General features: G+C 42.3%; 13 protein-coding genes. 6 read left to right on the forward strand and 7 right to left on the reverse strand.

Features of this window, described 5'->3' with window-relative positions:
- Positions 1-9 precede the first annotated feature (9 nt).
- Complete coding sequence (locus GJV22_RS13220) at positions 10-1008, reverse strand: GntR family transcriptional regulator (RefSeq protein WP_163714201.1); 999 nt, start codon at positions 1006-1008, stop codon at positions 10-12.
- Between the two features lie 191 nt (positions 1009-1199).
- On the opposite strand from GJV22_RS13220, the gene GJV22_RS13225 reads away from it, so the two are divergent.
- Both GJV22_RS13225 and GJV22_RS13230 read left to right on the forward strand, forming a co-directional pair.
- Positions 1200-2246 carry an aldose epimerase family protein gene (locus GJV22_RS13225; protein ID WP_163714204.1) on the forward strand — a complete coding sequence of 349 codons (1047 nt, stop codon included), beginning with the start codon at positions 1200-1202 and terminating at the stop codon, positions 2244-2246.
- Between the two features lie 201 nt (positions 2247-2447).
- A complete protein-coding gene (locus GJV22_RS13230) occupies positions 2448-4355 on the forward strand; it encodes an AMP-dependent synthetase/ligase (RefSeq protein WP_205461867.1) in 1908 nt (635 codons plus the stop codon).
- Between the two features lie 202 nt (positions 4356-4557).
- Here GJV22_RS13230 and GJV22_RS13235 read toward each other — a convergent pair whose 3' ends face one another.
- From GJV22_RS13235 to GJV22_RS13260, 6 genes are all read right to left on the reverse strand, one after another.
- Entirely contained in the window at positions 4558-5055 is a 498-nt protein-coding gene (locus GJV22_RS13235; RefSeq protein ID WP_163714207.1) for a magnesium-dependent phosphatase-1, read from the reverse strand.
- Positions 5056-5358: 303 nt separating this feature from the next.
- Complete coding sequence (locus tag GJV22_RS13240) at positions 5359-6810, reverse strand: MFS transporter (RefSeq protein WP_163714210.1); 1452 nt, start codon at positions 6808-6810, stop codon at positions 5359-5361.
- A gap of 44 nt (positions 6811-6854) precedes the next feature.
- On the reverse strand, positions 6855-7523 hold the full coding sequence (locus GJV22_RS13245) for a bifunctional 4-hydroxy-2-oxoglutarate aldolase/2-dehydro-3-deoxy-phosphogluconate aldolase (RefSeq protein ID WP_163714213.1): 669 nt from the start codon (positions 7521-7523) through the stop codon (positions 6855-6857).
- Positions 7524-7604: 81 nt separating this feature from the next.
- The gene (locus tag GJV22_RS13250; protein WP_163714216.1) at positions 7605-8642 is read right to left on the reverse strand and encodes a sugar kinase; all 1038 of its coding nucleotides are present in this window, start codon (positions 8640-8642) and stop codon (positions 7605-7607) included.
- Positions 8643-8744: 102 nt separating this feature from the next.
- Positions 8745-10145 (reverse strand): glucuronate isomerase, encoded by a 1401-nt coding sequence (uxaC, locus tag GJV22_RS13255; protein WP_163714220.1) that lies wholly within the window; start codon positions 10143-10145, stop codon positions 8745-8747.
- Positions 10146-10171: 26 nt separating this feature from the next.
- Complete coding sequence (locus GJV22_RS13260; RefSeq protein WP_163714224.1) at positions 10172-11419, reverse strand: tagaturonate epimerase family protein; 1248 nt, start codon at positions 11417-11419, stop codon at positions 10172-10174.
- A gap of 263 nt (positions 11420-11682) precedes the next feature.
- On the opposite strand from GJV22_RS13260, the gene GJV22_RS13265 reads away from it, so the two are divergent.
- The 4 genes from GJV22_RS13265 (at position 11683) to GJV22_RS13280 (ending at position 16107) form a co-directional block, all read left to right on the forward strand.
- Positions 11683-12741 (forward strand): LacI family DNA-binding transcriptional regulator, encoded by a 1059-nt coding sequence (locus GJV22_RS13265; protein ID WP_262888219.1) that lies wholly within the window; start codon positions 11683-11685, stop codon positions 12739-12741.
- The gene (locus GJV22_RS13270) at positions 12728-13579 is read left to right on the forward strand and encodes an SDR family oxidoreductase (protein ID WP_163714232.1); all 852 of its coding nucleotides are present in this window, start codon (positions 12728-12730) and stop codon (positions 13577-13579) included. Before GJV22_RS13265 ends, GJV22_RS13270 begins: the two co-directional genes overlap by 14 nt.
- A gap of 55 nt (positions 13580-13634) precedes the next feature.
- Complete coding sequence (locus tag GJV22_RS13275; RefSeq protein ID WP_163714235.1) at positions 13635-14714, forward strand: sugar kinase; 1080 nt, start codon at positions 13635-13637, stop codon at positions 14712-14714.
- A gap of 103 nt (positions 14715-14817) precedes the next feature.
- The gene (locus tag GJV22_RS13280; protein ID WP_163714238.1) at positions 14818-16107 is read left to right on the forward strand and encodes a lactate racemase domain-containing protein; all 1290 of its coding nucleotides are present in this window, start codon (positions 14818-14820) and stop codon (positions 16105-16107) included.
- Positions 16108-16119 lie beyond the last annotated feature (12 nt).

Below are 16119 nucleotides of genomic sequence, written 5' to 3' on the forward strand. Positions count from 1 at the left end.
CTCTCTTTGTCATAAAGATTTCCTGCGAATTAATGCTGCGGGATTTGGTATTTGAGTCTGGCTCTTCTCTGTAATCATCTTTGCAAGCGTTTCTCCCATCTGTGAAAAGTCGGTTGAAATCGTAGTAATTCCGCCAGCTACAACCTCTTTCAGCATAGTATCATTAAAAGATACAATCCCAAGATCAACACCAAGCTCAAAGTCCTGTTCAGCTGCCATTTTCACCAATCGAACAAGGTTCCGATCAGAAGGAACGAAGTATGCTTCGCCTTTTTTAATGGTACGATTCAGGAGACTTCGGATAACTTCAAACCGGATGGAACGCTCTTCACAAAACTTCCGAAAGCCATTCATTCGTCCTTCCGGTTCCTTACCGCCGGGAAAAATCATAACCAGCTTTTCGTACTTCCGAAGCAAAGCCTCTCCATCAACCAACGCATCGTAAATATCCGTTTCAAAATCCTGATAAACGACAGGATATGGTTTCAAGTCTGCTTTCAACCGATCCAAAATATAAACCTTGTCGTCAGGTAAAGCAGCAAGAATATCAGAAGTGTAATCGAAAGTCGCCGGCATAATCACATACGAAGTATATTTACCAACACTGGCTGCAATCAGGTCTTTAAACAGTTGGTAATTGAAGTGATGGAAATAAATATCGACAGTCGTGCGATCGTCAAGTGAATTCAAAAATGAGGTGTACAAATCTTCCTTAAAAGCGTTTAATTCGTCGAACAGCACAAAAATGCGCTCAGTCACGGTAACATCAACACTATTAATATAGTATCCTTTCCCGGGGATTGAGCTAATAACACCTTTGGCTTTTAGTTCGTTAAAAGCAACCATCACGGTATCACGCGACAAATCGAATTCAGCACATATTTGATTTAATGAAGGTATCTTATCGCCGACCTTAAGTTCGCCTGTAGAGATGGCCTGATAAATGGAGTTTATAATTTGACGATACTTGGGAATGCCGAGTGAATCATCAATTTGTATATTTTTCACAATCGTTAAATTAGCATACGTTTAGTACTCAAAAATATAAAAATTTTCAAAGAAGATAGCAACCAGTACCTACCAGTATGAAATAATATTAGCTATATTTGTCATTGAACTTAGAAAAAAATCCATAAAATCTCTTGCTGCCGAGGTTTGCAAACAACCTAAAGGCGCAGCGTTGAAAACAACATTATACTATGAAAATAACCAGTAAAACATTCGGAAAAACCAAAGATGGCCAGGAAGTCAGCATCTTTACCCTGGAAAATGAAAAACAAGTTTCCATCAATATCAGCAATTACGGAGCGTTGATAACTTCGATTTATGCTCCCGACAAAACCGGGAAAATAGAAAATATTGTATGCGGGTTCGAGAAGCTTGATGATTACCTAAGTGAAGCCTACTTGGGTAGCTACCCCTATTTCGGATGCCTAATCGGCCGTTTCGGAAACCGTATTGCCAATGGCAAATATACGATTGATGGTGTTCAGTACACTGGCGCGATCAACAACGGCCCGAACCATTTGCACGGTGGATTAATCGGATTTGATCGCAAAATATGGTCGACTGAAACGTTTGAAATGGAAGGCAAAGTAGGCTTAAAACTGAGCTATTTAAGTCCTGACGGAGAAGAAGGCTATCCGGGCAACCTGAAAGTTAGCTGCACCTACACGCTGGATCAAGACAGCAAATTGGAAATCAGTTATGAAGCTGAAACGGATAAAACAACGATTGTCAACCTGACCAACCACAGCTATTTCAACCTTACGGGCGGAAAAGAAAATATTCTGAATCACGATCTTGAATTGAACGCGAAAAAATACACAGAAGCTGTTGAAATGATCCCTACGGGTAAGATTGTTTCGGTCGAAAACACCGTTTTCGATTTTACGTCAACAAAAAAGTTAGGACGCGACATTGCTGGTTTGGCCGATGGTTACGATCTCAACTTTGTATTGGACAATGACGAAGGCCGATTGGTTTACGCCGGATGCCTTTCTGAAGAAAAAAGCGGACGCCAGGTCAAAGTATACACCACCCAACCGGGTATTCAACTTTACACGGGGTACTGGATTCCGGAACTGACGATTGACGGCAAGAGTAAATTTGGCAGCTATGCTGGTGTTGCCTTGGAAACACAGCATTACCCGGACTCTCCAAACCACGATAATTTTCCGACAACAGAGCTAAAGCCCGGTGAAAAGTATAGTGAAAGTACCATCTACCAGTTTGGAACGTTATAGATCACCAGGCTCGTTCGTCATCTTACAAACCACTTTTACCGATGGTTTTTAAGCACAATACATACGAAAGCTATTGTTTTAACACTCATATTCGAAAGAGGCCGTTGGCCTCTTTTTTTGTGCTTCGTAACAGGCTTAGTTGGTACAAGCTTAATTTCCCTATTTTTGCCTTCTAGTTTTTTCAAATTTCACCAACGAATAATGAAAACGATCATCGAACTATTTGAAACCAGCGTAACCAAATTCCCGAACAATGTGTACCTGTGGGAGAAGAAAAAGGGCAAATTTGCTGGTTTGACTTATAAAGAAACACACCAGAAAGTACTCCAGTTTGCAGCAGGCCTGATCGACATGGGTGTCAAGAAAGGTGACCGTATCGGGCTAATATCCGAAGGCCGAAACCAATGGATCATCAGCGAATTGGGCATTTTATACGCCGGAGCAATCAATGTTCCTTTGTCAGTGAAGCTTGATGCTCAAACCGAAATCAAGTTCAGGCTTGAGCATTCCGGGTGTCGTTTCGTAGTTGTATCAGCAGGACAAGCGCCAAAAATTGAAGAGATCCGGAACGATTTACCGCAGCTGGAAGCTGTCATTCACCTGGACGAGAAAGAAGAACCCCTTGAAAACGATATTTATTATTGCGATGTAATGCAACAAGGCAAAACCCTGCTGCACAGCGACCGACAAGCTGTCGTGCAATCCTATCAATCAATCGCGCCAAATGATTTGGCCAATATCTCTTACACCTCGGGAACAACAGCCGACCCGAAAGGTATTATGCTTTCGCACCTGAACTACACAGCGAATGTAATTCAGTCGAGTACACTGATGGACATCACACCCGACTGGAAAACACTGGCATTTCTTCCGTGGGATCACGCGTTTGCACATACCGCCTGTCTTTACTGTTTTATGTATTTCGGTGCCAGCGTTGCATCGCTTGAGGTCGGCTCAACTCCAATGGAAACGTTGAAGAACATCCCCAAAAACATAAATGAAATTAAGCCGCGAGTACTAATGAGCGTTCCGGCCATCGCCAAAAACTTTCGAAAAGGCATTGAGTCGAACATTCGAAAAAAAGGCCCTAAAGCAGAAAAGCTCTTCAATCACGCGTTAAAAGTAGCTTATAAATACAACGGCAATGGATTCAACCGCGGTCAAGGAATGCGATTCATCTACAAGCCACTGGTCGCTTTGTACGATAAAATTCTGTTCTCGAAAATCCGGGAGGGATTTGGTGGCGAGTTGAAGTTATTTATCGGGGGCGGTGCCCTGCTCGACATCGAATTACAACGTTTTTTCTATGCCATCGGCATTCCGATGTGCCAGGGCTACGGTCTTTCAGAAGCTGCCCCGGTCATCTCGTCCAACGCCCTGCATGCCATCAAAATGGGTTCATCCGGACAGCTGGTCAAATACATGGAGCTGAAAATCGTTGATGCTGACGGTAACGAGATGCCGACCGGGGAGAAGGGTGAGATCATTGTGAAAGGCGACAACGTGATGCTTGGATACTGGCAAAACCCAAGCGCAACAGCCGAAACCCTTCGCGATGGATGGCTGCATACCGGCGATATGGGCTATATGGATAAGGATGGCTTTTTGTATGTATTGGGGCGTTTTAAAAGCTTGTTGATTAGCCACGACGGAGAAAAATACAGCCCCGAAGGTATCGAAGAAGCAATCGTTGAACAATCACCAATTATAGAACAGTGCATGTTGCACAATAATCAGGATCCTTATACAACGGGGATGGTTGTTCCGAATATCACAGCGATAACCCGCGAACTAAATCATAAAGGAGTTAAACCCGGGACCGATGAAGCCGTTGAAGAAAGCCTGCGCCTAATTCAGGCTGAAATTGATAAATACAAACGAGTTGGCGAATTTGCCAATTCCTTTCCTGAACGATGGCTTCCGACAACAATTGCCGTTTTGCCTGAAGCTTTTACCGAGCAAAATCATTTACTGAATTCAACGATGAAAATGGTGAGGGGAAAAATCAATGAGCGCTTTGCCGACGAACTCGTCTTCCTTTATACGGCTGAGGCAAAAAACATTGTAAACGAAAAGAATAAAAAGGCGATGCAACAATGGTTCGACTAATAAATCGATAAGTATGTAGAAGTCTGAAAAAGGTAGGAAGCGTTATTGTTTTTCTGCCTTTTTTGTTTTCTGAAGAGGAAACTTTCAGGCAAAAAAAATGACTCCTAAAGAGTCTGTTACTGTTGTGTTTATCCGGGTTCGCCACCCGCTTAATTTGAAACAATAAGCGAAGGTGCTTTTGTTTCAAATTTCCTACTGAATACTAACACGCTTCATTCTGCGACAAGTTCGGTGTTATCGATTTAACCAAATAGGGTTTCATCAATTCTTTAGTCAACCCACCTGTTACAAGTACAGACTCAATTCCAATCGACCGAACATCTTCAATGTTCCGGTATTCATCGTCAAAAAATACAATATCACCCTTCGACACATTCAGTTCTTTCATGATCCTCTTGAAATGCGTCAATTTTGACCCTGGATAAATTTCACGGGCATCAAAGAAATGATCAATCTCAAACATGTGCAATAATTGCTTGGCAATAGTAGGCGCATTGGTTCTTGATGCTACAGCAATCGAATGCCCTTGCGCTTTCAGCTCAGATAAAATCTCTTTTACCTCCGGATACAGGAATATCCATCGATCTTCCTGATCTTTTAATTTACCATCTTTCCATGCAAAGGGTGGATGAGTGCTATCACACCAAGTGCCACCTGCATTCCAGATCGTAAAATCTAAATCAAATACAAATAGTTTCATAATTATCTAATTTTAATTGTAATCCAATGTAATCTCTCATTCGGCAAAATCACCTCTTTCATCGGTCTTACAATACGAATAAAGCATTTTTATCGACATTGTTCACAATACAATTTGTCAGAATATCTGATTTAGCTATTACTTCATATTTACTTAAACAAATAGCAACATTTCGCTGGAATTTCGGCAGATAAATTAACAAAAGAAAGCGGGACAATCTCCAGAAGAGATTAATCCCGCTTAATTCATTATCAACTATTCTTCAATATGTCAATAGCCTTATTTAGGCTAATAAATCATTGACTAGACCAAATCCGTAATGGCTTTGTATTTTGGAACCAAAGTTTTCATTACTACCCATCCGATCAGATATGCGACAGCACACACACAGAAGATAATAAAGTAACCGGCTTCGATACCTTTGTACCCCAAGAAGTTCATGTTCGATTCGCGTGCGTAGTCGAACAAAACACCTGAGCCTTTATTAATAACAACCGATCCTAAACCACCGGCCAAACCACCAATACCAGTAACTGTTGCTACTGCAGCTTTGGGGAACATGTCACTCACGGTAGTGAAAATGTTTGCCGACCAAGCCTGGTGAGCAGCACCGGCGATACCAATAATAATTACCGGGAACCAGTAAGTCACGTGCCCTAACGGTTGAGCAACGACAGCCAATAATGGGAAGAAGGCAAAAATTAACATCGCTTTCATACGGCCGGCATATGGATGCATTCCTTTACTGTCGACAAAGTAAGTTGGTAACCAACCACCAATAATTGACAACAAGGTAATCGCATACAAAATAAACAAGGCCAACTGAGCTGCGGGATCTGAAGATTCCATACCATATACAGAACTCAAATAAGCTGGAGTCCAGAAGAGGTAGAACCACCAAACACCATCAGTCATGAATTTACCAAAGGCAAATGCCCAGGTTTGTTTGTACTTAAACAGCTGTGCGAAACTAATCTTTTTACCAGCCTCGCCATTTCCTGACCCACCATTCTCATCGTCCTGATCGATATATTCCAGTTCCGCTTTATTTACTCTAGCGTGCAAATGCGGTTTTTTGTACCCAATTTGCCACCATCCCATCCAAAGGAAACCAAGTCCACCAATTACAATAAAGGCCGCTTCCCATCCGAAATGCTTAGCCAATACCGGAATCGTAACCGGAGCAGCCAAGGCTCCAACGGTAGCACCTGCATTGAAAATACTGGTTGCATAGGCACGGTCCTTTTTGGGGAAGTACTCAGCAGTAGTTTTAATGGCGGCAGGGAAGTTACCTGCTTCACCAATAGCCAATACCAAGCGTGCAAAAACAAATAGTACAACACTCACATTAAGCACTCGCGCAACATCTTCAACTTGTGCGATATAATGACGAGCCTGCTCAAAACCTACGAACCAATGTCCTGTAAGGACTCCTGATGTCGCAATACCACAAAATGCATGTAATACGGCACCAATCGACCAAATTGCAATAGCCCACAGATACCCTTTCTTAGTATCTAACCAGTCAACTAAACGACCGGCAAAAAGAAGGCTGACAGCATAAAAGGCCGAGAACAATGCAGTAATCGTACCATAATCACTGTCTGTCCAGTGAAATTCGGGGGCGATAAAGTCTTTCCAGGTCAACGAAAGCACCTGGCGGTCTAAGTAGTTTACGGTCGTCGCCATAAACAACATAGCCACTATCGTCCATCTATATTTGGACATCTTTTCAGTAACTTGATTTATACTCATAATAAAATTAAATTAATAGGTTTAATTGTTTAGTTGGAGTAAATCTAACGTAGCTTGGCCGCAATAGCTAATGCTTCACTACATTTATTTGTAATGAAAGCCCAATCTTTTTTCGCCAATACATCTGCAGGGAACAATTGAGATCCCATACCAACGCAATGTACGCCTGCTTTAAACCATCCGCTCATGTTAGCTTCATCCGGAGAAACACCACCGGTAGGCATAATGCTTGCATAAGGCATTGGGCCTTTTACTGCTTTCACGAAGTCAGGTCCGCCAACTGATGAACCAGGGAATACTTTCACAACTTCGCAACCCAACTCGTGTGCACGAACCACTTCGGTAACTGAACCGCAACCAGGGCTCCAAGCCACTTTGCGTTTGTTACAAATTCGAGCCATTTCTTCGTCAACGATTGGTGCAACGATGAAGTCAGCACCTAACTGGAGGTACAAGGCAGTTGTTGGTCCATCGATGATTGAGCCAACACCCAAAATCATTTCAGGGCATTCAACAGCAGACCACTTCACCAAAGCAGTGAATACTTCGTGTGCAAAATCGCCGCGGTTGGTGAATTCGAAAACACGAATACCGCCATCGTAACAGGCTTTCACTACTGATTTACAAACCTCAATATCTTTGTTATAGAATACCGGAACGACACCGGTTTCTTTCATCTTAATTGCTACTTCAATTCTTGAAAAACGAGCCATAATAAATGTGATCTAAATAATTAAAAAACGATATGTATAAAAACTCAAAAGACCCCCTCCTTCCGAAGGGGGTCTTGAAATTTATCGAGATACACGCCCGGAAGCGTCTCCACCCATCAATTTTTCCACTTCTGCCACAGTAACACGGTTGTAGTCACCGTAGATTGTGTGTTTCAAACATGAAGCGGCAACAGCAAAGTTCAATGCTTTTTGATCATCTTCGGTGTAAGTTAATAAACCGTAGATCAAACCACCCATGAAAGAGTCACCACCACCTACGCGGTCAACAATATGTGTAATTTGGTATTGTGGAGATTCATATAGTTTTTTACCATCGAAAAGAACACCAGCCCAGCTGTTGTGGTTAGCGTTAATTGAACCACGTAAAGTCGTAATTACTTTCTTTACTCGTGGAAATTTAGTCATAATCTTTTTAGATACTGATTCATAAGCAGCACCTTCAACATGACCACCAGTTACATCAACACCATCAGGATGAATATCCAATGCCATTGCTGCATCTTCTTCGTTACCTAAAACAACATCTGTTCCGGCAACTAAAGCTGGCATCACCTCTCCACAGGCTTTACCATATTTCCACAAGTTCTTACGGTAGTTCAAGTCACATGAAACTGTAACTCCCATTTCGTTTGCTACCTGAATAGCTTCCAAACAAGCATCGGCAGCACCTTGCGAAATTGCAGGAGTAATACCGGTCCAGTGGAACCATTCAACACCTTCGAAAACTTTTTTCCAATCGACCATACCTGGCTTGATTTCAGCGATAGCTGAATGAGCACGGTCGTAAACAACTTTCGAAGCACGGCTAACAGCACCGGTTTCAAGGAAATAGATACCTACACGGTCTCCACCCCACACGATATTGTCAGTACCTACGCCATATTTTCTCAAGTCCATACGGGCAGCTTCACCGATGTCGTTTTTAGGCAAACGAGTTACAAATTCTACATCAACACCGTAGTTCGCCAATGAAACGGCAACATTCGCTTCACCGCCACCATAAGTCGCAGTAAACGTATCAGTTTGTGCAAAACGTAAATAACCAGGAGTTGCTAAACGCAACATGATTTCTCCAAATGTAACAACTTTCTTATTCATCTTATTTCAACATTAAATTTTCTTGTGCAATCGATTGCAAAGATACAACTCTTTTTTAATCCTCCAAGAGGTGTGCAATCGATTTCAGCTTATTCGGAATGACTAAAAATTAAAGTATTCCTTCGCGTTGTTGAAACAAATATTCTCAACCATACTTCCCAACAAGTCCATGTCGTAAGGAATTTCTCCATTTTCAACATCGTCACCCAAAAGGTTACACAATGTACGACGGAAATATTCGTGACGGGTATATGAAAGGAAACTACGAGAGTCGGTTAACATACCAACGAAACGACTTAGCAAACCTAAGCTCGAAAGTGCGTTCATCTGCTTTGTCATCCCGTCTTTTTGATCCAGGAACCACCATCCTGATCCATATTGGATTTTTCCCGGAACTGATCCATCCTGGAAGTTACCCAACATGGTAGCATACAATTCATTGTCGCGTGGGTTCAGGTTATACAGAATAGTTTTTGTCAATTTGTTTTCCATATCCAAACGATCCAACAATTTAGCTAATGGTGCAGCGACAGGAACGTCACCAATTGAATCAAAACCGGTATCCGGTCCAAGTTTGTTGAACAAACGGGTATTATTATTACGTTGAGCACCGATGTGGAATTGTTGTGTCCATCCGCGTGAATGATCCATCACTCCGAATTCGTACAACATACAAGACTGGAATTTCAGAATCTCTGTGTCATCCAGTTTGCCTCCGCCACGGATTTTATCAAAAATCGCATTGATTTCAGAGTTGTTATAATCAGCTGCAAAAGCGGTATCCAAACCGTGGTCAGACAAGCGACAACCATTATCGTGGAAAAATTGGTGACGATTATCCAAAGCGTCGATCAAATCGCTGAAGGTTTTAATGTCCATTCCGGCAGCCTTCTCCAATTGCGCCATATAGTCATTAAAGAAATCGGGATCAGCAACCATCATGGCTTTATCAGGACGCCAAGCCGGTAAAACAGCAACTTCAAATCCTGATTCTTTGATTTGTCTGTGGTACTCCAACGAATCCACCGGATCATCAGTTGTGCAAATAGTATTTACGTTCGCTTTGCGAATCAAACCACGACAGCTGTACTCCGGAGTGCTCAATTTTGCGTTACACTCGTCATAGACCTCTTTTGCAGTTGCAGGGCTCAACAATTTTTCGATTCCGAAGAATTTTTTCAATTCCAGGTGTGTCCAATGGTACAATGGGTTTCTCAAGGTGTGAGGCACTGTTTCAGCCCACTTCTCAAATTTCTCCCAATCACTGGCATCACCCGTACAAAAGCGTTCGTCAACGCCATTTGTACGCATCGCTCTCCATTTGTAGTGATCGCCATACAACCAAACTTCGGTAACTGTGTTAAACCGACGGTCTTCTGCGATATCTCTTGGATTGATATGACAGTGATAGTCGAAAATCGGCATCTTAGCCGCATGTTCGTGATACAATTTCTGAGCTGTTTCTGTTTGCAACAGAAAATTCTCATCCATAAACTTTTTCATCTTTATCTACTTCTGATTTTTGGTTTTTATAAATCAAACAACCGTTTTAGATGACGGTCGTAAATATTTTCTTCTACACAAGATCCGACGATGTCGCTGTATTTTTCCAGCAGGTTGATATAAGTATCACCCAACTCGGCAGCAACTTTGTAACCTACGTGGATCAACTGACGGAAATTCGGGTTGTAATCAACATGTCCCGGGATATGACGCAATGCATTGGCAAATTTTTCACCGCTCCAACCGCCTACTTCTTCTACTGTTGGCAATTTACTGTCATCAATATCAATTACATCGGCATAAGGTGCACATAATTCTTCTTTTCGGCCTAAAGCATTCGCATAAACCTCTTTTGCTACGGCCAGGGCATCGTCGCCGGCAATAGCCAAACCAATAACTTCTTCTAACCAGGTTGTACCGGCTGTTTTAATATGTAAGCCTTTGTCGTGCTTTTTCAGGATTTCCGCCATGATCGGATAAATAGTGAACTTATCACTACCGGAGTGAACACTTAATTTCAGGTTTTCAGGTAGTCCGAAATTTTTCACTGCGTAATCGATAACCATCAGGTCGGCTTCAAACTCTTTCGTAAACTGAACCGTGTCGCCAACATAATCAACACCTTTATTAAAACGACCTGTGAATTTTGGCGCAAAAGTTTGAGCAGGAATACCCTGATCAGCAATCATTTTTAAAATAAAGAACATATCAACCGGAGTTTGAGGTGAATCAACCTCATCCATTGATACTTCTGTGATAAAATTATCTTTTCCCTTAACGGACTCAATATGACGATAAATTTTTCCGGCTTCTTTTACAGCAGCCAGAAATTTGCCGGCAACATCTTTCAGCAAATCTTCTTTAATAACAATCGGCTCATCAACACCTTCAACCTTCACAACATCACCCAAAGCTTTACACGACTGGATAAATGCTGCTACTTCCTCATCTGATGAAGGATTGCCAATATAAACAGCCACATCTAAAGTAAAGAAGTCCGCAATGTCAATAAAGCGGTCAACATTTGTCAGGTTGATATGGTCGGCGTCAACACGATATTCTCCACTCCACCCCAAAGCCTTGACAGCTGCATCAGCTTCCTGCCGCGTCTCAACAGGCTCAGAATGAATGGTATTGTGTTCGCGGTTCGATTTATTCCAAACCGGAATAACTTCAATTCCCTGAGCATTGGCTTTCATTAAACCTCTTAACTGGGCTTCACCTTGATGACTGAAGCGATCTCCTACTCCGAAACTGTATTTTCCTAATTTCATAACCTAAATTGATTTAGTAATTGACAATCTAATTAATAAGGCTGGGAAGAATGTCTTCCGTGTTCGCACACGAAAATAAGCCATATAATTAAATTGAGCAATTATTATCACTTAAATTCTCCTAAAGATGTTTTAAAATATATTTTCCGTGTACGAACACGATGAATTGAATTTTTGTGTAGCTTTGTTTACAATGAAACTGATTTTTTAACCTCTTAAAGTTATCTGTCATTAAACCTACCAAAAGAATACGTATAAAGGACATCGCAGAAAAGGCTAACGTTTCAATCGGAACCGTAGACCGTGTGATTCACAATCGTGGAGAAGTCAACCCGGAAACGCGTGACAAAATATTAAAAATTCTCGAAGAGCTCGATTATCGTCCGAACATTCTGGCCAGCACCCTGGCATCGAAAAAAACACATCGCTTTGCAGTACTAATCCCGGATGTGCCTTATCCTGATGCATATTGGAGCAAACCACTATTGGGAATTTCCGAAGCTGCTGCAGAATTACAGCAATACGGAGTAACTATTGACGTACACCAATTTTCACAAAATGATCCTTCGTCTTTTGACAAAAAAGCGAAAGTCATACTCAATAATAAACCGGAGGGGGTCGTGTTAGCCCCATTCTTTTTCAGGGAATCGAATGAGTTTGTTGCAAAACTGAACGAGCACAAAATTCCGTTCGTCTTTATTGACTCCAATATTCAGGATTCAAAAAAGCTGTGTTTTATCGGACAGAATTCGTTTCAAAGTGGCATGTTGGCTGCAAAGCTATTTGATTTGTCTCTTCCTAAAGATGCTACAATCCTGATTATTCACTTCGGTAAGGGGTTGGAAAATCAAAACCATCCCAAACAACGTGAGAAAGGCTTTTATAACTACTTCAACTCAAAGACTGAAGAAAGTCAGGAGAAGCTTCACACGATAGAGATTTCCTCCTCCGATGATCAGAACTACTACAGCATTATCGATGCCGAAATAAAAAAAATTGGTCAGGTTGACGGAATTTTCGTAACCAATTCGCAAGTGTATCGAATTGCTGAATACCTGATTCTGAGAAATATTCAGCATGTCAGGTTGATCGGACATGACTTGATTCGTCAGAATGCAGAATCTCTAAAAAACGGAACGGTTGACTTTCTGATTTGTCAACGCCCGGAAGAGCAGGGACATCAGGCTGTTCAAACATTGTTTGACCACATCATATTGAAGAAACCGGTGCGAACCGACAACTACACTTCAATCGATATCGTAACCAAAGAAAACCTGGACTATTATAAAGAATTTAATCAAAGTAATTATGGAACCAATTAGTTTTAGTGATCTCTCAGGAAAAGTTTGTGTTGTAACAGGTGGATATGGAGTACTTGGATTGGAAATGGTCAAGGCATTGGCATCAGTCAAAGCAAAAATTGCCATTTTAGGTCGTAACAAGGAAGCCGGCGAAATAGCTGCGGCGGAGATGATTGCAACCTATGGAGCTACGGTGATCGGTGTTCAGGCCGATGTTTTAAACCAAGAGTCATTGGAAAATGCCAAGGCAATCATCAACGAACAACTCGGTGATATTGATATCCTGATTAATGGAGCCGGTGGTAACAGTCCTTCTGCAACAACCAAAGTCGAAGAATTAAACGAAAGTAATATTGACAAACTGGAAGACTCTTTCTTTGGACTGAAGATGGATGGTTTCGACCATGTCTTCGATCTGAATTTCAAAGGTACTTTACTGCCAACCATGATCTTTGCAAAAGACATGATCAAAAACCGCAAAGGTGCGATTCTAAACATCACTTCGATGAACTCGTACAAACCATTGACAAAGATTCCGGCTTACTCGGCAGCAAAAGCGGCCATTAACAATTTCACGGAATGGTTGGCTGTTCATTTTGCCAAAACCGGGATTCGGGTGAATGCGATTGCACCTGGCTTTTTCATTACCGATCAGAATCGCTTTCTGGTGATGGATGAAAAAACAGGAAATTTCTCAGCTCGCGGGCAAAAGATCGTCAACGGAACACCAATGGGTAAATTCGGCGAACCAGATGATATGCAGGGAGCAACACTATTCCTGCTGTCTGACTTGTCTAAATTCATTACCGGCATCGTGATTCCGGTTGATGGCGGATTCAATGCATACAGCGGCGTTTAATTTAGTCGGGCTATTAAAGAAATAATTGATTTTACAACAATAACATTCAGACATTATGAACCTTCAGTTAAAAGAAAATTTCAAATATTCGTTGTTGGTACCAACCAGCATGGGTGTGCGCATCACTCCGGTAAACGGGCAACCGGTTTATAGCACTAATTTATTCCAAATGCAGGCTACCAGTGCGGAGACAAACGTAGCCAGCGTATCATCGTATTTGGGTTTACCTGTGAAAGTGTTGACCACCTTTGTGAAGGACAGCCCTGTGGCCAAATTTATCAAAAGTGACTTGAAAGCACGCCATATGGATTACGAAGGACCTGAAGTAGAGCAAGGCGATCCCTGGGGATACCGTCACCAATTTAATATTGCAGACAGCGGCTTTGGCTCTCGCGGACCTCGTGTTCAAAACGACCGTGCCGGAGAAGTTGGTCGCACCCTCAATGTGAAAGATTTTGACCTGGAGCGCATTTTCGGGGAAGAAGGTGTTCAAATCGTTCACTTGTCCGGTTTGATTGCTGCACTCTCACCCGAAACAAGTGAATTCTGTTTGGAAATTGCACGTGCTGCTAAAAAATATGGCACCCTCATTTCTTTCGACTTGAACTATCGCGCTTCGTTTTGGAAAGGCCGAGAAGAAGAGCTTCATAAAAACTTTACTGAAATTGCATCTGTTTCTGATATCCTGATTGGTAACGAAGAAGATTTTCAATTATGCTTTGACATTAAAGGTCCTGAAGCTGGTGGAAAAGGTATCAAAGATGAAATTGATGAATTTAAAGGATTAATCAACAACGTGAAAGCTGCTTTCCCTAACGCAAAGGTATTCGCAACAACCCTGCGTCAGGTAATAAGTACCAACGAACACCTATGGGGAGCTGTATTACGTGCCGGCGATGACTGGCAAGTTGTGGAGCCTCGTAAAATTAATGTACTTGATCGTATTGGCGGTGGCGATGGTTTTGTTGGTGGCATGTTGTATGCGATTCTGAAAGGCTGGGACAGTGAAAAATGGCCTCAATTTGGTTGGGCTACCGGTGCTCTGGCTACCACTTTTCTAACCGACTACGGCCAGCCAGCCGACGAAGATATGGTGTGGAGTATCTGGGCAGGAAACGCCCGCGTAAAACGCTAACAGGCAATAGCCTTAGGATAACTTTGTGACGATTGTGTGTTTTTGAAATCAACCTCAGTCGTCACTTTGGTCACAATAAATTGAAATCATTAAATAAAAGACAATGATTTATTACGAAATTGGCTCAACAAGCCACGAGTTAACCAAAGAGGACCTCAAGAAAGGGTTATTTGCGGCACTCGATCAAATAAAAGGAATCAACAAAGTACTGGCCATTCCGCCTGACTATACGCGACTGCCGAGTCGGTCAGGCGATCTGACTGAGCTTACCTGGGAATACTACGGCGATAAGCTGACAGACGTACTTCCGGCATTGGGTACACACACACCAATGACCGCGGAACAAATTCACCACATGTTCGGGAAATTGCCGGATTCGCTCATTCGGGATCACGACTGGCGCAACGATGTGGTAACCGTTGGTACTGTTCCTGCAAAATTTGTCAAAGAAGTTTCGGAAGGAGCTGTTGAATTCCCTTGGCCAGCACAGGTCAACAAATTGTTGCTCGAAGGAAATTTCGATCTGATTTTATCCATTGGCCAGGTGGTTCCCCACGAAGTGGTTGGGATGGCCAACTACAATAAAAATGTATTTGTTGGGACAGGTGGTTCCGAAGGAATCAATAAAAGTCACTTCATCGGTGCTGCTTACGGTATGGAGCGAATGATGGGACATGCCGACACTCCTGTACGTAAGGTTTTCAATTATGCATCTGATAACTTCACGCAAGACCTGCCGATTTTGTATGTTCAAACGGTCGTAGGTCTGGATAAAACAGATGGTAGAATTAAGTGTCGCGGACTGTTTATCGGAGATGATTTTGAAGTGTTCGACAAAGCTGCCAAACTTTCGCTACAGGTGAATTTTGAAATGCTGGACCGACCTCTTAAGAAAGTTGTTGTTTACCTTGACCCAACTGAATTCAAATCGACGTGGTTGGGCAACAAGTCGGTCTACCGCACACGCATGGCCATTGACGACGACGGCGAATTGATCGTATTGGCACCGGCATTAAAAGAATTTGGTGAGGACAAAGAAATTGATCGTCTGATTCGTAAATATGGTTACTATGGAACACCTGAAACCTTGAAGGCTGTTGATGAAAACAAGGAGCTGCAGGATAACCTGGGCGCCGCCGCTCACCTAATCCATGGTTCTTCTGAAGGACGATTTTCAATTACTTATTGCCCAGGGAAAAAGCCCGGTAACCTGACTCAAGAGGAAATCGAAAGTGTTGGGTTTATTTACGGTGATTTTGATGAAGTGACTGCCAAATACAACCCCGAAAAACTGAAAGACGGTTTCAACACGATGCCCGACGGCGAAGAAATATTTTACATTTCCAACCCGGCAATCGGCCTTTGGGCTTTCAAAGATCGGTTTAATTACTAGAAATTAGAATAC

The organism is Mangrovibacterium lignilyticum (assembly GCF_010882175.1).
Lineage (GTDB): Bacteria > Bacteroidota > Bacteroidia > Bacteroidales > Prolixibacteraceae > Mangrovibacterium > Mangrovibacterium lignilyticum.